Source organism: Pseudomonas sp. JV241A (genome assembly GCF_900275665.1).
Taxonomy (GTDB): Bacteria; Pseudomonadota; Gammaproteobacteria; order Pseudomonadales; family Pseudomonadaceae; genus Aquipseudomonas; species Aquipseudomonas wadenswilerensis.
In genome coordinates, this window is record NZ_OPYO01000031.1 from 58,958 (window position 1) to 77,298 (window position 18,341).

15 protein-coding genes and 1 pseudogene are annotated in these 18,341 nt (G+C 62.9%); 8 read left to right on the top strand and 8 right to left on the bottom strand.

The genetic code is table 11. The features are described from left to right. Nucleotides 1–34 precede the first annotated feature (34 nt). Both JV241A_RS19720 and JV241A_RS19725 read right to left on the bottom strand, forming a co-directional pair. Nucleotides 35–592 (bottom strand): sugar ABC transporter ATPase, encoded by a 558-nt coding sequence (locus JV241A_RS19720; RefSeq protein ID WP_115088528.1) that lies wholly within the window; start codon nucleotides 590–592, stop codon nucleotides 35–37. A gap of 18 nt (nucleotides 593–610) precedes the next feature. Beyond that, nucleotides 611–1,393 (bottom strand): sulfite exporter TauE/SafE family protein, encoded by a 783-nt coding sequence (locus tag JV241A_RS19725; RefSeq protein WP_134064110.1) that lies wholly within the window; start codon nucleotides 1,391–1,393, stop codon nucleotides 611–613. Nucleotides 1,394–1,495: 102 nt separating this feature from the next. On the opposite strand from JV241A_RS19725, the pseudogene JV241A_RS19730 reads away from it, so the two are divergent. From JV241A_RS19730 to JV241A_RS19760, 7 genes and pseudogenes are all read left to right on the top strand, one after another. After that, nucleotides 1,496–2,359: pseudogene (locus JV241A_RS19730) on the top strand (LysR substrate-binding domain-containing protein); the annotation flags it as partial. A gap of 143 nt (nucleotides 2,360–2,502) precedes the next feature. Continuing rightward, nucleotides 2,503–3,882, top strand: coding sequence for an exodeoxyribonuclease VII large subunit (gene xseA / locus JV241A_RS19735; protein ID WP_115088530.1), 1,380 nt, complete (start codon nucleotides 2,503–2,505; stop codon nucleotides 3,880–3,882). 3 nt (nucleotides 3,883–3,885) lie between these two features. Next, on the top strand, nucleotides 3,886–4,710 hold the full coding sequence (locus JV241A_RS19740) for a peptidoglycan DD-metalloendopeptidase family protein (RefSeq protein WP_115088531.1): 825 nt from the start codon (nucleotides 3,886–3,888) through the stop codon (nucleotides 4,708–4,710). 311 nt (nucleotides 4,711–5,021) lie between these two features. Further along, nucleotides 5,022–6,695, top strand: coding sequence for a 2-isopropylmalate synthase (gene leuA / locus JV241A_RS19745; protein WP_134064112.1), 1,674 nt, complete (start codon nucleotides 5,022–5,024; stop codon nucleotides 6,693–6,695). Between the two features lie 158 nt (nucleotides 6,696–6,853). Next, nucleotides 6,854–7,993, top strand: coding sequence for a merozoite surface protein 3b (locus tag JV241A_RS19750; protein WP_115088533.1), 1,140 nt, complete (start codon nucleotides 6,854–6,856; stop codon nucleotides 7,991–7,993). Continuing rightward, a complete protein-coding gene (locus JV241A_RS19755; RefSeq protein WP_134064115.1) occupies nucleotides 7,993–9,432 on the top strand; it encodes a DUF6384 family protein in 1,440 nt (479 codons plus the stop codon). The genes JV241A_RS19750 and JV241A_RS19755 overlap by 1 nt, the downstream gene beginning before the upstream one ends. A 4-nt stretch (nucleotides 9,433–9,436) precedes the next feature. After that, nucleotides 9,437–10,789 carry a hypothetical protein gene (locus JV241A_RS19760; RefSeq protein WP_134064117.1) on the top strand — a complete coding sequence of 451 codons (1,353 nt, stop codon included), beginning with the start codon at nucleotides 9,437–9,439 and terminating at the stop codon, nucleotides 10,787–10,789. 68 nt (nucleotides 10,790–10,857) lie between these two features. On the opposite strand, the gene JV241A_RS19765 is transcribed toward JV241A_RS19760, so the two are convergent. From JV241A_RS19765 to zwf, 3 genes are read right to left on the bottom strand one after another with little or no spacing between them, the layout of a single operon-like run. After that, on the bottom strand, nucleotides 10,858–11,532 hold the full coding sequence (locus JV241A_RS19765) for a bifunctional 4-hydroxy-2-oxoglutarate aldolase/2-dehydro-3-deoxy-phosphogluconate aldolase (RefSeq protein WP_115088536.1): 675 nt from the start codon (nucleotides 11,530–11,532) through the stop codon (nucleotides 10,858–10,860). 17 nt (nucleotides 11,533–11,549) lie between these two features. After that, a complete protein-coding gene (pgl, locus tag JV241A_RS19770) occupies nucleotides 11,550–12,263 on the bottom strand; it encodes a 6-phosphogluconolactonase (protein ID WP_134064119.1) in 714 nt (237 codons plus the stop codon). Continuing rightward, nucleotides 12,250–13,719 carry a glucose-6-phosphate dehydrogenase gene (gene zwf, locus JV241A_RS19775; RefSeq protein ID WP_134064121.1) on the bottom strand — a complete coding sequence of 490 codons (1,470 nt, stop codon included), beginning with the start codon at nucleotides 13,717–13,719 and terminating at the stop codon, nucleotides 12,250–12,252. Before zwf ends, pgl begins: the two co-directional genes overlap by 14 nt. A gap of 213 nt (nucleotides 13,720–13,932) precedes the next feature. On the opposite strand from zwf, the gene hexR reads away from it, so the two are divergent. Further along, nucleotides 13,933–14,793 carry a DNA-binding transcriptional regulator HexR gene (gene hexR / locus JV241A_RS19780; protein WP_174242320.1) on the top strand — a complete coding sequence of 287 codons (861 nt, stop codon included), beginning with the start codon at nucleotides 13,933–13,935 and terminating at the stop codon, nucleotides 14,791–14,793. Here the strand turns inward: hexR and JV241A_RS19785 are convergent. From JV241A_RS19785 to JV241A_RS19795, 3 genes are all read right to left on the bottom strand, one after another. Further along, entirely contained in the window at nucleotides 14,786–15,640 is an 855-nt protein-coding gene (locus JV241A_RS19785; protein ID WP_134064123.1) for a D-hexose-6-phosphate mutarotase, read from the bottom strand. The two genes, hexR and JV241A_RS19785, sit on opposite strands and share 8 nt — an antisense overlap. Before the next feature lie 143 nt (nucleotides 15,641–15,783). Further along, nucleotides 15,784–17,130: a carbohydrate porin gene (locus JV241A_RS19790; protein WP_134064125.1), complete on the bottom strand. Its 1,347-nt coding sequence runs from the start codon at nucleotides 17,128–17,130 to the stop codon at nucleotides 15,784–15,786. Between the two features lie 54 nt (nucleotides 17,131–17,184). After that, on the bottom strand, nucleotides 17,185–18,339 hold the full coding sequence (locus JV241A_RS19795) for an ABC transporter ATP-binding protein (protein ID WP_134064127.1): 1,155 nt from the start codon (nucleotides 18,337–18,339) through the stop codon (nucleotides 17,185–17,187). Nucleotides 18,340–18,341: the final 2 nt, after the last annotated feature.

Sequence of the window (18,341 nt, forward strand, 5' to 3'; positions counted from 1 at the left end):
GTGCCCTTCGCTCAATGCCAAGATGGGCCTTCGGTCAGTTACCTTCGCGGGTTACCTGCACGACGGCCACCGGTTGGTCCAGCCAATCGGCGAAGTTATCCAGAAAAGCCTGCGTGAACCCCGCCGCACTCCAGTTATTGAAGATGAAGCCGAGGTTGGAAAACGCGCAGGGCTGGAGGAACAGAAAACCGTTGATGTCATCTTCATGGCCGCACAACGGGCAAACGAAGTTTTCTGTGCGCCCGGGCATCCAGTCCTCCAGGCTTTCGAATAGTGCCACGCCGACTTCCTTGCGGCATTCAGCGCAGCCGGCTTCTTCAAGAAAGCCCTCGGTCGGGGTATAGATACAGCGCTTGGTAATGACCTCAAGGCCATTGACCGGCAGGTCGTACGGCAGCAGTTCCGGCCGTTCGACCACCTTGCGCGCGCCTTCGGCGATGGCATAGGCCATGCGGTTGCCGGTGCTGCCACAGGTGCTCAGTTGCTCCTCGATGACCTTCTCGCGCACCAGCCAGCGCAGGATTGCCCGGGCACGGGGCTCATGCACGGGGACGGTGGAAATCTTCGGGACAATAATGCTCTGGGTCGTCATGACAGCGGCCAAACAGGTTCAAAGGTGCCAGTTTACCTCACTCAGGTAGCGGCCGATCAGGGAGATGCCGCTGGCCAGCACCAACCAGGTGACCAGGCGTACGAAGGTGTCGCGTGACATGTTCAGGGTCAGGCGCCGGCCCAGGTACAGCCCGACGGCCATCATCGGCAACAAGCACAGCGCCAGCAGCAACAGCGGCAGGTCGGCATACACGCCGGCGATCAGGAACAGGCTCAGGCGCACCACGGTGCTGCAGCTGATCAACGCGCTCTGGGTGGCCCGCGCCTGCTCCTTGGAGGGCAGGCGGGCATTGAGGTAGAGGGCATATAGAAAGCCGCCGCTGCCGAACAAGGCACCGAACAGGCCGCCCACCGTTCCCATCGGCACCGACCAGGCGGCCGACAGCTGCGCCGGCTTGACCTTCACCGCCAGGCTGTACAGGGCATAAGCGCTGATAAACAACCCCATCAACAACAGCAACAGGTCGGACTTGAGGTTGAGCAAAAACACCACGCCCAGGGTACAACCCAGCGCCATGCACGGCAGCAGGCGCATCAGCTCCGGGCGCGCCACCGCTTTGCGCGCAGGCAGCCAGTTGCCGAAGGCGGCGACAAAATCCAGCAACACCAGCAAGGGGATGATCCGCGACAGCGGCATGAAGTTGATCAGCACGGGGCCGGCCACCAGTGCGGTGCCGAAGCCGGCGATGCCGAAGACGATATAGGCGGCGCCGATGCCCAGCAGGATCGGCAGCCAGTCGAGGGTGGTAAAAGGCAATTGGGCAAGCAGGGTCGAGAACATGGCGGTCTTCACCAGTGGATGTAGGGAAACTTTAGTCAGCAGCAAGCCATGCCGACTAATATGCAATTACCTTATTAGCCATCTTGAAACGGCATAGCACCGATGATTTCCACCCGTCAGTTGCGTTACTTCGTCGAAATTGCCGAAAGCGGCAGCTTCAGTGCGGCCGCCGAACGCCTGTTCATCGCCCAGTCGGCCCTGAGCCGGCAGGTCAAGGAGCTGGAGTCACACCTCGACACCCTGCTGTTCGAGCGCACTGCACGCCAGCCGCGACTTACCGCAGCGGGCCAGGCATTTTTGCCGCGAGCGCGGACCTTGCTGGTGGACCTGGAAAAAGCCGAACGCCTGGCCCGTGAGGTTGGCCAGGGCGTGCGTGGCAGCCTGCGCCTCAGTCATTCCAGCACGGTGCCGCTGACCGGCCAATTGCTGGCGCGCCTCAGCGGCTATCTGAATGACAACCCGGGCGTATCCATGGAAATCGCCCAGCAGTCGTCCGAGGCGCAGCTTGAAGAACTGGCCGCGGGTCGCCTGGAGCTCGGCCTGCTGCGCTTGCCGGTGCTGCGTCAGCATGAAGGGCTTTGTGTCCGGCCATTGTTCGAAGAACCCCTGTTGCTGGCGGTCGCCGAGGGTCATCCATTGGCTGAAGAAAGCAGCGTTTGCCTGGCGCAGCTGCGTGACGAGCCTTTTATCTCCATCCCCCATCGCCAGCGTGGCGGCCTGAGCTACCTGTCTGCCGAATTGTGCATGGGTGCAGGGTTCTTTCCGCAATCGGCGCGCGTGGTGTCGCGCAAGACCACTCAGCTGCAGTTGATCCAGGCAGGTTTTGGGGTGGCGTTGTTGCCGCAATGCATGGAGGAGATTGCCCCGGCTTCGCTGCGCTTCATTGCCCTGGCCGATGAGGGTTGCCGCAGTACGGTGGCGCTGGCCTATCGGCGCGATGCCGGAGCTTTGGTTGAGCAGTTCATCCTGCATATGGGGGCTGCTGCGCAGCCCATCGCCGGCAACAATGGGCCGGAGTACACAGCTCCTGTGGGAGCTGGCCTTGCCAGCGATGAAGACACCGCCGAGCCACTGCCACCCCGGCTCCACAATCCTTTATGATGCAGCCCATGATCAAAGACCCCTTCGAAAGACTCGGCCTGGACCGCGAAGTCCTGACCGTCAGCCAACTCAACGGCCGCGCCCGGGTGCTGCTGGAAGACGTGTTCCGCAATGTCTGGGTCGAAGGCGAGATCTCCAACCTCGCCCGCCCGGCCTCCGGTCATGTCTACTTCACCCTCAAGGACAGCGGCGCCCAGGTGCGCTGCGCGCTGTTCCGCCAGAACGCCGCGCGGGTCCGCCAGGCCCTGCGCGATGGCCTGGCGGTCAAGGTGCGCGGCAAGGTCTCGCTGTTCGAGGGCCGTGGCGACTATCAATTGATCCTCGACACCGTCGAGCCGGCCGGCGACGGTGCCCTGCGCCTGGCCTTCGAAGCGCTGAAGGAAAAGCTCGGCGCAGAAGGCCTGTTCAGTACTGAAGCCAAGCTCGCCCTGCCCGCTCACCCGCAGCGCATCGGCATCGTCAGCTCGCCCACCGGCGCGGTGATTCGCGACATCATCAGCGTGTTCCGCCGCCGAGCACCGCAGGTCGAGCTGACCCTGATCCCCACCGCCGTACAAGGCCGCGAAGCCATCAAGCAGATCGTCCGCGCCCTGCAACTGGCCGACAGCCGCGGCTTCGACGCGCTGATCCTGGCCCGGGGCGGCGGCTCGCTGGAAGACCTCTGGTGCTTCAACGAAGAAGCCGTGGCCCGCGCCATCGCCGCCTGCAAGACGCCGATCGTCAGCGCCGTCGGCCATGAAACCGATGTCTCGATCAGTGACTTCGTCGCTGACGTGCGCGCCCCGACGCCGTCTGCCGCCGCCGAGCTGCTGGCCCCGGACAGCAGCGACCTGCAACGGCGTATCGACAGCCTCAAACGCCGCCTGTTGCTGCGCATTCAAAGCCGCCTGATGCACGACCGCCTGCGCCTGGACAGCCTGACCCGGCGCCTGCGCCACCCGGGCGAACGCCTGCGCCAACAGGCCCAGCGCCTGGACGATCTGGACATGCGCCTGCGCCGCGCCTTCGAGCAGCGTCTGAACCAGCGCCGCGAACGCCTCGCGCGCCTGGACACGCGCTTGGCCGCGCAACACCCCGGACGCACCCTGGCCCTGCTCAAGCAACGCCTGGACAGCCTCGCCGAACGCCTGCCGCGGGCCATGCGCGACACGCTCAAGGACCGCCGCCAGCGCCTGCAAGCCCAGGTCCAGACCCTGCACGTGGTCAGCCCCCTGGCGACCCTGGGCCGTGGCTACAGCATCCTCCTCGACGAGCGAGGCCAAGCCATCCGCAATGCCGCCCAGACCCACAACGGCCAACGCCTGACTGCCCGCCTGGGCGAAGGCGAACTGCAGGTACGGGTCGAAGACAATCACCTGACTCCGGTCACGCTTTCTTTACTGGATTGAATCATGCCCCGTCTGTTTGCCCCGCTGTTGCTGCTGTGCCTGATGTTCGCCAGCAGTGCCCAGGCCAGCTACATCACCCGCCAACTGAACAAGCCGGTACCCGGCGGTGTGGCGGTCATAGACCTTGGCCCGGCCGCCGCGGCACCGAGCGCGCGCTTTGATGGCAAGCCGGTGCTGGTGGTCAAGGAGCAGGACCGCTGGCTGGCCATCGTTGGCCTGCCGCTGACGCAAAAGCCCGGTACCGCACAGCTCACCGAGGGCACGCGCACCCTGAACTTTACCGTCGGCAGCAAAAAGTACCCGGAGCAGCGCATCACCCTGAAGAACAAGCGCCAGGTCAACCCCGACCCGGCCGACCTCAAGCGCATCGATGCCGAGCTTGCCGAGCAGATCAAGGCCTACCGCAGCTTCAGTCCCAACCTGCCGAGCAACCTGATCCTCGACAAGCCGGTCAGCGGCCCGCTGTCGAGCAAGTTCGGCGTGCGCCGTTTCTTCAATGGCGAAGAACGCAATCCGCACGCAGGCCTGGATTTTGCGGTACCCGCCGGCACGCCAATCAAGACCCCGGCCAACGGCAAGGTCATCCTTGTCGGCAACTACTTCTTCAATGGCAACACGGTGTTCGTCGACCATGGCCAGGGCTTTATCAGCATGTTCTGCCACATGTCGAAGATCGACGTAAAACCCGGCCAGCAGCTTAGCCGCGGCGCCGTGGTTGGCCGGGTAGGTTCGACCGGCCGTGCCACAGGCCCGCACATGCACTGGAACGTCAGCCTCAATGATGCGCGGGTCGATCCGGCCATTTTCATCGGTGCCTTCCAGCCCTGAGGGCTGAGTTGCGCTATTAAAAAAGACCGCGCAACTGGCGCGGCCTTTTCATTCATGAAGCGCCATAAAATCTCGACAATTCTCGTTTTTTAAGCATTTATCTCAATTTTTTCGCAAGGCTTGCCATCTTTAACCCCACTGGTTAGGGTTGAAGCCATGAAAACCTTTCAGACCCTCATCCTGCTTCGTCAACATCGCAGCCTCTGCCTGGTCAGTGCACGACTACCAAGCTGAATCGCGTCGCCTCGCCTTTTCATCTCGTTTTCGTTCGGCGGGCCCCTTTCAAGGCCGCACATTCAAGGATTGCTTTCATGACCATGCTCAAAGACCCTTCGAAAAAATACAGCGCCTTCGCGACCGTCAACTTGCCTGACCGCACCTGGCCTTCGAAGACCATCACCGAAGCGCCGATCTGGTGCAGTTCGGACCTGCGCGATGGCAACCAGTCGTTGATCGAGCCAATGGATGCGGCGAAGAAGCTGCGCTTCTGGAAGACCCTGGTCAGCGTTGGCGTGAAAGAAATCGAAGCCTCGTTCCCGTCCGCTTCGCAAACCGACTTCGACTTCGTCCGTACCCTGATCGAAGACGGCCATATTCCGGACGACACCACCATCCAGGTGCTGACCCAGGCCCGTGAAGATTTGATCGCTCGTACGTTCGAATCCCTGCGCGGCGCGAAAAAGGCCATCGTCCACCTGTACAACGCCACCAGCCCGTCGTTCCGCCGCATTGTCTTCAACCAGGACAAGCAAGGCGTGAAAGACATCGCGGTGAACGCGGCGAAATTGTTCGTCAAATACGCCGCCCAGCAGCCGCAAACCCAGTGGACCTTCCAATACTCGCCAGAGACCTTCAGCGCCACCGAACTGGAATTCGCCAAGGAAGTCTGCGATGCGGTGATCGAGGTGTGGAACCCTAGCCCTGAGCACAAGATCATCCTCAACCTGCCGGCTACCGTCGAAGTCTCGACGCCGAACATCTACGCCGACCAGATCGAGTGGTTCGGCCGTAACGTCAACCGCCGCGACAGCGTGATCATCAGCCTGCACACCCACAACGACCGCGGCACTGGCGTAGCCGCTACCGAACTGGGCCTGATGGCCGGCGCCGACCGTGTCGAAGGCTGCCTGTTCGGCAACGGCGAGCGTACCGGCAACGTCGACCTGGTGACCCTGGCGTTGAACCTTTACACCCAGGGCATCGACCCTGAGCTGGATTTCTCCGACATCGACGGCGTGCGCAAGGTGGTCGAGGAGTGCAACCAGATTCCGGTGCACCCGCGTCATCCGTACGTTGGCGACCTGGTTCACACCGCGTTCTCCGGCTCGCACCAGGACGCCATCCGCAAAGGCTTCACCCAGCAGAAGGATGACGCCAAGTGGGAAGTGCCGTACCTGCCGATCGACCCGGCCGACATCGGCCGCAGCTACGAGGCGGTGATCCGCGTCAACAGCCAGTCGGGCAAGGGTGGCATCACCTACCTGCTCGAACAGGAATACGGCATCAGCCTGCCACGGCGCATGCAGATCGAGTTCAGCCAGGTGGTACAGGGTGAAACCGACCGCCTGGGCCTGGAGATGACTGCCCAGCAGATCCACTCGCTGTTGCACCGCGAGTACCTGCAGGCCAACTCGCCGTACGCGATGGTCAGCCATCGCCTGCAGGAAGAGAACGGCCACAGTGCGGTGGAAGTGGAAGTCGCCGGTGAAGGCGAGACCACCCTGCATTGGCGCGGCAAGGGCAACGGTGCCCTCGAGGCCCTGGTGGCCGGCTTGCCGATCGCCGTGGAAATCATGGACTACAACGAGCACGCCATCGGCGCGGGTACCAACGCCAAGGCTGCGGCCTACATCGAACTGCGCGTCGCCGGTGGCCGCCCTGTGCACGGCGTGGGTATCGATGAAAACATCACCACTGCCAGCTTCAAGGCATTGTTCAGCGCCCTGAACCGTTCGTTGAGCCAGCAGGCTGCCAAGGCGGCCTGAGCCATACGCTGAGCTGCAACCGAGTGCCCGCCTCCATCCGGAGGCGGGCACTTTCGTTTGCGCCCGAGAAAAATCGTCGGTCAGCTTGACGGCAACCCCCGGTATACTCCCTTCCTCGCTTTACCCTGCGCTGTGCGCACATCATGAAAGGACACTCGATGAGCAACTACCTCGAGCGGGCACTGAGCGGCCTGCGCACCATCGGCATCAACCTCCTGCGCCCTGTCCAGGACGCCCCCGTGCTGATGCTGCTCGACCGCGTGGCGCAGTACGACAGCAGCAAGGTCACCTCGATCGCTGCGGTCCTGCAGCAATCCACCGCTTTCAACAGCATGGTCCGCGAGCAGATCGAGGGCATGGACATCTCCACCCGCTTCATGGACATCACCCAGAGCTTCACCTCGATCCGCGAAGACGCCGCGGCCATGGCCGGCTGGATGGACGACGGGCGCCTGGACAGCATGGAAAAACTCAAGCTGGCCTGGATGAACGTGCGCCGTGGCTCGATCCCCAGCCGCTTCAACGACATTCGCGACAACTACCTGCAGGTGTGCAAGTCGGCCAACGACCAGATCAGTCGCGAGACGGTGATCCTTGAGTCCTACATGGACTTTCGCATGGCCATGAAGGCTGCAGAGGTCGAAGCCCAGCAGGTGCTGGCCATTGCCGGCCAGGCCCTGGAACAGCGCACGGCCGAACTGAATGAGGCAAACCAGCAAGTCGCCGCCGCCGAATCGGCCGAGCCGGCCGAACGTGCCGCGCTGGAACTGCGCCGCGACGAAGCCGTGCGTGCCCTGCAGGACGAAGACAAGCGCTACCAGATCGTCAAGGACATCGCCGATGACCTCAAGGTCGGCTACAACACTGCCGAGATGGTCTTCGCCCGCATCAACCAGGTACACGTGATCAAGGAGCGCCAGTACCAGCGCATGGTCTCGTTCTTCTCGACCAACGAAGTGGTGCTTACCGGCCTTGCCGTGTCATTCACCGCCAACAGCGGCCTGGCCGAGGCGACCCATACCCTCAATGCCACCACCGATGGCATCAGCAAGGGCCTCGAAGCCCTCGGCAGTACCGGCAACCAGCAGCTCGAAGCCGCGGTCAAGGCCAGCTACGGCTCGACCATCAAGGTCGATTCGGTACGCGCGCTGGCCGACGCCACGCTGTCGTTCCAGACCGACATGAACAGCCTCACCGAAACCTACCGGGCCGAGTCGAGCAACGCTTCGCGCGACATCGCTGCCGCGGTCGAGGATGCCAAGCGTAAATTCGCCGCGCTGCTCAGCAAGGCGGCCTGATGACCAGCATCCCACTCTCCGAACAGCTCGGAGCGATGGCGTTCGTCGACGAATTGCGCCACCAGCAGGTGCAAATCCAGGAACACCTGAACCTGCCCAAGCGCCGCGCCGAAGTCGCGGCGCGTATTCGTGACTACTACCAGAGCCACAACATCGCCTTCGACGAGGCGCTGATCGACCAGGGCGTGCGCGAGTTCTTCGCCCGCCGGCTGATGTTCGAAGCCCCGCCGCTGAGCTGGCGGGAAAAGCTGCTGAGCAAGGCATCGATGGCGCGCGGCCAGCTCTACAAGCTGTTCCTGGCAATCATTGCCGCGGCGCTGATCACCCAGTGCACACGCATTGCCCACGACAGCGGCATTACGGTCGAGATCGAAAACAGTGCCCGTGACCTGCGCTGGCATGATGAAGACGTGCGCACCGAGATCCAGCTCAATCACAAGCAGCTCGAGCAGTGGCAGCAAAAGGCTTTGGCCCAGCCCGATGTCGCCGTCAGCCGCATTCTCGATCAGGTCCGGCAAACATTGCCGCCGCTGGATCAGACCTTTGCCAGCGATGTGCCGCAGTTCGTGCGCAAGACCAACCGCGACAGCGTCAAGACCCTGGTCACGCAGCGTGAGGCGCAGATCAAACTGGCCCGCCAGGCCATCTCCTCGGCCCGCTCTGGCTTCGCCACGGTAGAAGGTATCTACCAGCAGCGCGATAAACTGGCCAGGCTCCTGGCGATGCCGGCCTATACCGAAGGCCTCAAGCCGTTCCCCAATCTCAAGGAACTTGCCAGTTCGGCTGACCAGCAACTGCTGCAAGTCAAGGATACTGACACGCTCAAAGCGGCCGGCTTCCAGGTCGGCAAACTGGATTATGAGATCGATCGAGTCTCCTATTGGCTCGAACAGATCACCCTGCGCGATCAGTTGCAGCAGCGCCTGCAGGCGATGCCGCTGGCCGCCGGTGACCGAGCGCAACTACAAGCGCTGCTCGCCCAAGCCAACAACAGCCTGCACAACGAGGACGTCAGCCAGACCGGCGATCAGCTCAAACACCTCAAGCGGATGCTCGACTTCGCCGCCGTGCCGCTGACCCTGCAGATCGTCGACCGCACCGGGATCAAGTCCGGGGTCGAGCGTTGCTACGACCCCGCCGGCTGCAACCGCGGCGAGGACACCGACAAGGGCAAGAGCTGGTTCCTGGTGGTCGAGGCCACTGACGCCGGCGGCATCAGCGCTGAAGTACCGGTCACCAGCTCCGAAACCGGCAAACAACGCTGGAGCCGCCTGTTCGCCGTGCGCGTCAGCCAGGCCGAATACCTCAAGGTCAAAGTGGACAAGCTCGACGATGGCCATATCGATGACCGCATGATGGGCAGCAAGGCTGCCAACTCGCTGACCCTGCGCTTCAACCAGCGCACCACGGGCAACCCTGACATGATCATGGACTGGTGAACACATGACCCCTTCTACCCTCACCGGCACCGTGGCGCAGAACGCCCGCAGCAGCGAGGCCTTGCTGCGCAGCGCCGAGCAACTGCTGTCGGCCCTGAGCGATCAGGAAGCGCGCCTGGAACAGGACATCCTCACCCGGCTGAGCAACATCGCCACGCTAAAGCTCGAACATCGACCGGCCCTGGACCAGGACACCCTGCTGCAACTGCAGGCACGCCAGGATGCCGAAGCGCAACTGCGCGCCGAACTTGCCCGGGTCGAAACCGATATTGCCGTGTCGCTGGCCGACCAGCACACCGTGCGCAGTCGCATTGAGAGCATCGACCGCCAGGTCAAGGATCAACTGGTGCTTGAGCCTGACTGGTGCGAGCTGGGCGAGCAGTTGCGGGCCGCGCAAGAGGCCAACGGCGAAGCGCTTACCGGCTATCAGGAGATCCGCCAGGAGTGCGTCGACAAGCTGCCTTCGTACAGCGCCAACCCGATCTACTACCACTTGCTCAAGCGCGATTACGGCACTGACCAGTACCGCTACAACTTCCTGCACCGCTGGCTCGACAACAAGCTGGCCAAGCGCGTCAACTTTGTCGGTAACCGCAACAACGAGCTGATGCTGCGGGCCATGCAGACCCGCAACGAAGAGCTGCAAGGCGAACGCCTGAGCCTGATTGCCGGGCTGCAGGACGCTATCGACCAGCGTCTGGCCCAGGCGCGTACAGCGGCAGGGATGGACCCGCTGACCCGCGAAGACGTCACCCTGAACAAGCACATCGTCGCCGCCAAGGCCCGGGCCAACGAGCAACACCAGCAATTGGCCAATTTTGCCGGTAAACAGGACCCGCATTACCTGCGGATCCGTCAGAACATCACCGAACGCCTGCAGGCACAGACCATCGAACAACTGCTGGTCGAAGTACAAAAGACTCCGGACAACAACGACGACAAGATCGCCGCCCAGCTCAAGGAGCTGTACCCGCGCCTGCGTGACGTACAGGACCGCCTGCCCGAGCTGCGCGACCAGCATGACCGTGCCCTGCGCGACTATGAGCGGGCCAAGGAGCTGGAGCGGGCGCTGCGCACCGACTATTACCGTGACAGCGACTACAACTACTACACCACCTTGAGCATCGAGCGCCTGCTGGCCGACTACATGACCCGCGACCTCAGCCTGCACGCGCTGGAAACCGTGCTGCAAAGTGGCCGACGCCTGGTGCCGCGCAGTTCTTCGTCCAGCAGCTCTTCGTCGTTCAGCTGGTCGAGCTCCGGTTCCAGTAGTTCAAGCTCAAGTTCGAGTTCCAGCGATTTCTCCACCTCCAGCAGCAGCGGTGGTGGCAGCTTCAGCACTTCGGACAGTTTCTGAGCAGGCAAAAAAAAAGGTGCGCCGACCAAGCGCACCTCAAAGCCGTGTAGCACACAACGAATTCGGTTTCAGTCCAGCAGTGCCAGGGCCTCGGCACTGCAGGCCTGGATACGGGCCCAGTCGCGGCTCTTGATCCAGCTGCTGTCGAGCATCCAGGTACCGCCCACGCACATCACATTGGCCAGGGCCATGTAGTCCTTCACATTGCCCGGGTTGACCCCGCCGGTGGGGCAGAAACGCACGTCGCCGAACGGGCCGCCATAGGCCTTGATCGCCGCCACGCCGCCGCTGATCTCAGCCGGAAACAGCTTGAAGCGCCGGTAGCCCAGGGCATAGCCCATCATGATTTCCGACGGTGTGCTGATACCTGGCAGCAGCGGGATGTCGCTGTCGACGCCGGCCTCAAGCAAGTCCTGGGTAATGCCCGGGGTGACCACGAACTGCGCGCCAGCCGCCTGCACGGCAGCAAACATGTTGCGGTCGAGTACGGTGCCAGCCCCGATGCACAGCTCCGGGCGCTGCTCGCGCAGCACCTGGATGGCCTTGAGGCCGTGGGACGAGCGCAAGGTCACTTCCAGGGTCTTGATACCACCGGCTGCCAGGGCATCGGCCAGAGGCAGGATGTCTTCTTCGCGGGCGATGGTGATCACCGGCAGAATGCGCGCCTGGGTGCAGATCTGATCGATCCGGGCAATCTTGTCGGCCATGGAAGCTCCCGGCTGTTTCAGTTCATGCGTGGTCATAACGGCGGATCCTTGGCTCATGGGCACCAGTAAATATCCAGAGGGTCTTGTAAGAAGGCACGAATCGGCATCTCGGCCTGGTCATCGCCGGCCAGCGCGGCGCGCAGGGTAGCGAGTTTGCCCGGGCCTTGCACCGACAAGGCGGTAAATCCGGCGCGGGCCAGCAGCGCCCGGGTCATGCTCAGCCGTTGATGCGGCACGCTCGGCGCCAGCATCGGCAGGCAGCGACGGGGGCTGTTCGGGTCGAGACCTTCGGCAAGGTTCGGGCTGTTGGGGAACAGCGAGGCGGTATGGCCGTCATCGCCCATGCCCAGTACCAGTACGTCGATACCCGGCAGTTCGGCCAGGGCCTGATCGGCTTCCTGCGCAGCGGCCTCAAGACTGCCTGCGGCGCGATAGAGGCTGAGGAAACGCGCCTTGGCAGCAGGACCGGTCAACAAATGGCGCTTGAGCAGGCCGGCATTGCTGTCGGCATGCTCGACCGGCACCCAGCGTTCATCGGCCAGGGTCACCAGCACCTTCGACCAGTCCAGCGGCTGCTTGAGCAGCGCGGCAAAAAACGCCACCGGACTGCGGCCGCCCGACACCACCAGGGTGGCCTGGCCCTTGGCGGCAATGGCCGCATTCAGGCGCCCTGCCACATCCTTGGCCAGCCCTTCAGCCAGCAGCGCGGGTGTATTGAAATCACGTGCCGTGACCTTCGCCGGCAGTTGCAGTTCAGATATCGCCATACCAGGACCTCCCATCGCGGGTAATCAGTGCAATCGAGCTCATCGGCCCCCAGGAACCGGCGGCATAGGGCTTGGGCGCGTCGCCCGACTGTTTCCAGCCGGCGATCAGCTGATCGCACCACTTCCACGCGTATTCGATTTCATCCTTGCGCACAAACAGGTTCTGATTGCCGCGCATCACTTCCAGCAACAACCGCTCGTAGGCATCGGGGATCCGCGCACTACGCCAGGTGTCGGAAAAAATCAGCTGCAAGGGCCCGCTGCGCAGCTGCATGCCTTTGTCCAGACCCTGCTCCTTGGTCATTACCCGCAAGGAGATACCTTCGTCCGGCTGCAGACGGATGATCAGCTTGTTGCCGATCTGCAAACGCTGTTCCGGGGCGAAGATGTAGTGCGGGGTTTCCTTGAAGTGGATGACAATCTGCGACAGTTTTTGCGGCATGCGCTTGCCGGTGCGCAGGTAGAACGGCACCCCGGCCCAGCGCCAGTTGCGGATATCGGCACGCAGGGCGACGAAGGTTTCGGTGTCGCTCTGGGCGTTGGCGTTGTCTTCTTCCAGGTAACCGGGCACCGGCTTGCCTTCGCTGTAGCCGGCAATGTACTGGCCGCGCACCACCTGGGTGCTCAGGCCCTCGCCCTTGATCGGCGCCAGGGCTTTGAGCACCTTGACCTTCTCGTCACGGATGCTGTCGGCCGAGAGGTCGCTGGGCGGGTCCATGGCAATCAGGCAGAGCAACTGCAACAGGTGATTCTGGATCATGTCGCGCAGTTGCCCGGCCTTGTCGAAATAGCCCCAGCGCCCTTCGATGCCGACCTTCTCGGCGACGGTGATTTCCACGTGGGAGATCGAGTTCTGGTTCCACTGGGTTTCGAACAGGCTGTTGGCAAAGCGCAGGGCAATGAGGTTCTGCACCGTCTCCTTGCCCAGGTAGTGGTCGATACGATAAACGCGGTTTTCCGGAAAATACTGGGCCACGGCGTCGTTGACCCGCCGTGAGGATTCCAGGTCATGGCCGATGGGTTTTTCCAGCACCACCCGGGTACGGGCGCTGAGGCCGGCTTTGTCGAGGTTCTCGCAAATGCCGCCATACACCGCCGCCGGGGTGGCGAAATAGGCGATCAGCTGGCTGTCGCTGCCGACCTGTTCGGCCAGGGCCTGGTAGTCCTCGGCCTTGAGGAAATCCACGTGCAGGTAGGTCAGGCGCGCCAGAAAGCGCTGCAGCACCGGCGCCTCGATCTGCCCGGCAGGCACGAACTCCTGCAGGTGCGCCTCGATCGACGCCAGGTGCTCATCGACACTGCCCGGCTCGCGGGCCAGGGCCAGCACCCGGGTGTCGGCGTGCAACAAGCCGGCCCGGTCGAGCTGGTAGAGCGCCGGAAACAGCTTGCGCAAGGCCAGGTCGCCAAGGGCGCCAAACAGGGCAAAGGTGCAGGGTTCAACGCTGATCGAAGCCATGATGTTGGTTCTTTTATCAAGTTGACGTAGAAATACCGTTTTCAATCGCAGTTTTCAAGGAATAATGTAGTAAAAACCACAACATTTTACCCAGTGGACAGATTCAAGTGGTGTGCCAACCATGCCATCAGTACGATAGGCCACCGTGTCAAAAGCCCGCTGCTGTCGCCAGCCGGTTGTCTCAACGACCCAAGGAAAACACCCATGGACCGCGTGCGAAACCTCCTGGAGCAGATCCAGGGCCGCCTCGAAGAGCTGAACAAGGCTGAGCGCAAAGTCGCCGAAGTCATCCTGCTCAACCCCCAGCAAGCCACTCGTTTCAGCATTGCCGCCCTGGCCCAGGCTGCCAAGGTCAGCGAGCCGACGGTAAACCGCTTCTGCCGCTCGTTCGGCGTCAGCGGCTACCCCGAGCTCAAGCTGCAACTGGCGCAGAGCCTGGCCAGCGGCGCTGCCTACGTCAGCCGGGCAGTGGAGGCCGACGATGATCCGGCGTCCTACACCCAGAAGATCTTCGGCAGCGCCATTGCCTCGCTGGACAGTGCCTGCCAGCAACTGGATCCGCAGCTGATCAGCCGCGCCGTCGACATGCTGATCCAGGCCCGGCAGATCCACTTCTTCGGCCTCGGCGCCTCGGCCCCGGTAGCGCTGGATGCACAGCACAAGTTCTTCCGCTTCAACCTGGCGGTGTCGGCCCATGCCGATGTGCTGATGCAGCGCATGCTGGCCTCGGTGGCCCACACCGGCGAGCTGTTCGTGATCATCTCCTACACCGGGCGCACCCGCGAGCTGGTCGAAGTCGCACGCCTGGCCCGGGAAAACGGCGCCTCGGTGCTCGGCCTGACCGCCGCCGACTCGCCGCTGGCCAAGGCCAGCAGCCTGAGCCTGAACATCCCGCTGCCGGAAGACACCGACATCTATATGCCGATGACTTCGCGGATCATCCAGCTGACCGTGCTCGACGTGCTGGCCACCGGCATGACCCTGCGCCGCGGCGTCGACTTCCAGCCGCACCTGCGCAAGATCAAGGAAAGCCTCAACGCCAGCCGTTACCCGATCGACGACGAACTCAACTGAGCAAGTGCGCCTGCAGACGCAGGTGCGCTTGCTCACCCGGCGCCAGGCTCAGGCTGTCACTGCTGCCACTGGCCGCCTCGACACAGACGAAGCCCAGGGTTTCGCTGCCACTGACACCCATCAATGGCCGACTGCCGGGGTGCCAGACCACGGTGTCTTCGCTGTCACCGGTGTCGATGCACAACTGGCGCTGCCAGGCCGGGTCGTGCAACTGCAGGGTCGCCGCATTGGGGAACACCCGCTGGCACCCGCCGTGGACCTTCAAGGCGCCCTTCTGACGACAGGCCTGACGGTTCAAACGGTCGTAACCCTCAATGTTTTCTAGCCCAGATAGCGCTATCTCAGAAACGTCACTAATACGCCAGTAAGCCAGCAGAGCATGACTCAACTGACAAGGCTGGCTGTCCTGATGCTCGGTACTGAGTTGCAGCTCCATGCGTTTGCCCAGCGTGGCCACCAGGTCGACCTGCCAATCGCACAGTTGCAGGCGCCACTTGAGGGTCACGCCCTCTTCGGTTTCGCTGCTGTCGATCAGCTTCCAGTCGAGCAGGCGCGCCCAACCGTGGGCCGGCCACATGTCTTCGCTGGGGTGACGGCCGTACCAGGGCCAGCACACCGGCACACCGCCACGGATCGCGCCGACTTGTGGCCACTGCGCCGCACACCACAGCCACGGGCGCTCGCCCTGTGGTTGGAAGTGCAACAATTGCGCGCCCTGACGGCTGAAGACTGCCTGGCATTGCGGGTGATCGATGATCAGCACATCGCGCTGCTGGTAACGCTCCCACTCGAAGGTCGGCCGCGGCCTCTGCGAGGTGAAGAAACGTTGTAGCGGGTGCTCTGGCATGGCGGGGAACTCTTGTTATTCAGTGGGAACGCTATCGCTGGCAAGCCAGCTCCCACAGGATCTGCGCAATCCATGTGGGAGCTGGCTTGCCAGCGATCGACCGCACAGCGGTCGCAATATGCGTAAATTTACAACATATCGCCTCAGAACGACGACTGAATCTTCAACCCGGCGACCAGCGCGTTATCCACCTCGTCCACCCCGCCCGGGCTCTTGATGTACTGCAGGTTCGGCCGCACGGTCAGCCAGTTGGTGACATGGAAGCCGTAGTACAGCTCGGCGTTGTACTCGGTCTTCTGGATCGGCACGAAGCCGGCATCGTTGTAATCCTCTATGCCGCTCTGCTGATTGAGCAACTGCGCACGGTCCTTGACGTCGTCATTGACGTGAATCCGCGCCACACCAAAGCCGATGTCATCCTTGGGCCGGCCATCGAAGGCGCCCTTGTAGACCATACCTACCTGCTGGTAGTTGTCCACCACGTTGGTAGCCTTGTCGTGCACGGTGAAGTTGGCGAACAGGCTCAGGCCGCGGTTGGCATCACCGCCGTGCGCGGTGACCTGCTGCTGGGCCACCACCCACCAGCCGTGCTTGCTCGAGTGCGACTTGAAGGCTGCGCCGGTCAGCGCCTGGGGCTGGCCATTGACGTCGTCATAGACGTCATCGGCCTTGGCCGTGCTGTAGTAGTAACCCAGACGGTACTCACCCGGCAGGCCGTTGACCTGCGGCGACCAGACCAGCTCCACCGGCAGGATCATGCCCTTGGTGCCGCTGCCGCTGAGCTTGAAGCCGTTGCCGGTTTCAAGGTTGGACGGGTTCTGTTCATACACACCGACCTGGGCGAAGAACTCCGGAGTGATGTTGTATTTGACCCGCATCGCCCACTGGCTGACCGGCCAGTTGTACCAGATACCGCCAACCCAGTTGCCCACTTGCGAGCCGCAGAACGCCAGGTTCTGGAAGTCGCAGGGGAAGCTGTTGAAGTCCTCGCCTTCGCCAAAGCGCCCGACCTTGATGTCCAGGGCGCCATCGAAATACTTCTGCTTGACCCACATCTGGGTCAGGCGCCAGGTCTGGCCGCGCCCCCAGACTTCCTGCACCGAACTGAACTGCCCGGCACGCGGGTCGCTGATGCGGTCGTTGGACAAGTTGCGGCCGCTACGCTCGGTGATCGCCAACTTGAACTCGGCATCCTGCCAGCCGAAGATCTTCTCCAGGTCCAGGTGCGCGCCGAGGGCGAACTGGTCGCTGTAGCGCGCGGTCTTGTCGTCGTTGTAGCCACCGTTGAGGTTGCCGGCCACCTCACCGACGTAGTCGAGGGTGAAGTCGTAGCCTTTCTCCAGCAGCTCGGTGCGGGTACCGCCCCAGTCGCCGCTCATCCATTTCGACTCCGGGGCAAAGGCGCCAGCCGCCTGCGCCCCGCAACTGAGGCCCAGGGCCGCCAGCAGGGTCAACGGCGCCAGAGGCTTGATACGCTTGAAGTGATCCATCCCTTGTTTCCTCGTTTTATTGTTCTCGATGGGTGTCTACGTTCTATAACGAATTCAGCGGCCCTTGAATTGGGCGACATTGTCCTTGCTCGCCTGTGCTGGCGCGGCGACACCCAGGCGCTCGCCGGTGGCGGCATCGAACAGCAGCACCCGTGCCGGATCGAACTGCAGGTTCAGGGTGTCGCCGACCTGGGTCGGCACATCCGGGGCCAGTCGGCAGCAGACCTTGGTCTGGTTGAGGGTGACGAACACCAGCAGGTCCGGCCCGGTGGGCTCGGTGATCTGCACCTCGGCACGAATACTCGGCAAACCATTGGCCTGGGCCGGGGCCAGGGCGATCTGTTCCGGGCGCATGCCGAGGATCACTTCACGGTCCTCCAGGCCCGCCACATTGAAGCCCAAGGGTAGCTCGCAGCGGGCCTGGCCACTGTCGAGCAGGGCCAGCAGGCGGCCGTCCTTGCGCTGCAGGCGCAGGGGAATGAAGTTCATCGGGGGCGAACCGATGAAGCTGGCCACGAACAGGTTGGCCGGATCGTTGTAGATCTGCTGCGGGGTGCCGAACTGCTGGATCAGCCCGTCCTTCATCACCGCCACCTTGTCGCCCAGGGTCATGGCCTCGATCTGATCGTGGGTGACGTACACCGTGGTGGTCTTCAAGCGCTGGTGCATCAGCTTGATTTCGGTGCGCATCTCCACCCGCAGCTTGGCGTCGAGGTTGGACAGCGGCTCGTCGAACAGGTAGATCTTCGGCCGCCGCGCCAGCGCCCGGCCCATGGCCACGCGTTGCTGCTGGCCACCGGACAGTTGGCCAGGCTTGCGCGTCAGCAGGTGCTCGATCTGCAGCAGCTTGGCCACTCGCGCCACCTCTTCGTCGATGGCGGCGGCAGGCATCTTGCGCATTTTCAGGCCGAAGGCGATGTTGTCGCGCACATTCATGGTCGGGTACAGCGCGTACGACTGGAACACCATGGCGATGTCGCGATCCTTGGGGCTCATGCCGCTGATGTCGGCATCGTCCACCAGGATCGCCCCGCCGCTGATCTGTTCGAGGCCGGCGATGCAGTTCATCAGGGTCGATTTACCGCACCCGGACGGGCCGACCAGAATCAGGAATTCGCCGGAGTCGATCGACAGTTCGATGTTCTTCAGGGTGTCCGGCAGACCGCTGCCGTAGCTCTTGTTGACGTTGCGCAGTTCAAGCGTTGCCATTG

What these genes read in the sequence shown, in the direction of transcription:
- JV241A_RS19720 (WP_115088528.1), bottom strand. Translation starts at nt 592, where the DNA reads ATGACGACCCAGAGCATTATTGTCCCGAAGATTTCCACCGTCCCCGTG.
- JV241A_RS19725 (WP_134064110.1), bottom strand. Translation starts at nt 1,393, where the DNA reads ATGTTCTCGACCCTGCTTGCCCAATTGCCTTTTACCACCCTCGACTGG.
- xseA (WP_115088530.1), top strand. Translation starts at nt 2,503, where the DNA reads ATGATCAAAGACCCCTTCGAAAGACTCGGCCTGGACCGCGAAGTCCTG.
- JV241A_RS19740 (WP_115088531.1), top strand. Translation starts at nt 3,886, where the DNA reads ATGCCCCGTCTGTTTGCCCCGCTGTTGCTGCTGTGCCTGATGTTCGCC.
- leuA (WP_134064112.1), top strand. Translation starts at nt 5,022, where the DNA reads ATGACCATGCTCAAAGACCCTTCGAAAAAATACAGCGCCTTCGCGACC.
- JV241A_RS19750 (WP_115088533.1), top strand. Translation starts at nt 6,854, where the DNA reads ATGAGCAACTACCTCGAGCGGGCACTGAGCGGCCTGCGCACCATCGGC.
- JV241A_RS19755 (WP_134064115.1), top strand. Translation starts at nt 7,993, where the DNA reads ATGACCAGCATCCCACTCTCCGAACAGCTCGGAGCGATGGCGTTCGTC.
- JV241A_RS19760 (WP_134064117.1), top strand. Translation starts at nt 9,437, where the DNA reads ATGACCCCTTCTACCCTCACCGGCACCGTGGCGCAGAACGCCCGCAGC.
- JV241A_RS19765 (WP_115088536.1), bottom strand. Translation starts at nt 11,532, where the DNA reads ATGACCACGCATGAACTGAAACAGCCGGGAGCTTCCATGGCCGACAAG.
- pgl (WP_134064119.1), bottom strand. Translation starts at nt 12,263, where the DNA reads ATGGCGATATCTGAACTGCAACTGCCGGCGAAGGTCACGGCACGTGAT.
- zwf (WP_134064121.1), bottom strand. Translation starts at nt 13,719, where the DNA reads ATGGCTTCGATCAGCGTTGAACCCTGCACCTTTGCCCTGTTTGGCGCC.
- JV241A_RS19785 (WP_134064123.1), bottom strand. Translation starts at nt 15,640, where the DNA reads ATGCCAGAGCACCCGCTACAACGTTTCTTCACCTCGCAGAGGCCGCGG.
- JV241A_RS19790 (WP_134064125.1), bottom strand. Translation starts at nt 17,130, where the DNA reads ATGGATCACTTCAAGCGTATCAAGCCTCTGGCGCCGTTGACCCTGCTG.
- JV241A_RS19795 (WP_134064127.1), bottom strand. Translation starts at nt 18,339, where the DNA reads ATGGCAACGCTTGAACTGCGCAACGTCAACAAGAGCTACGGCAGCGGT.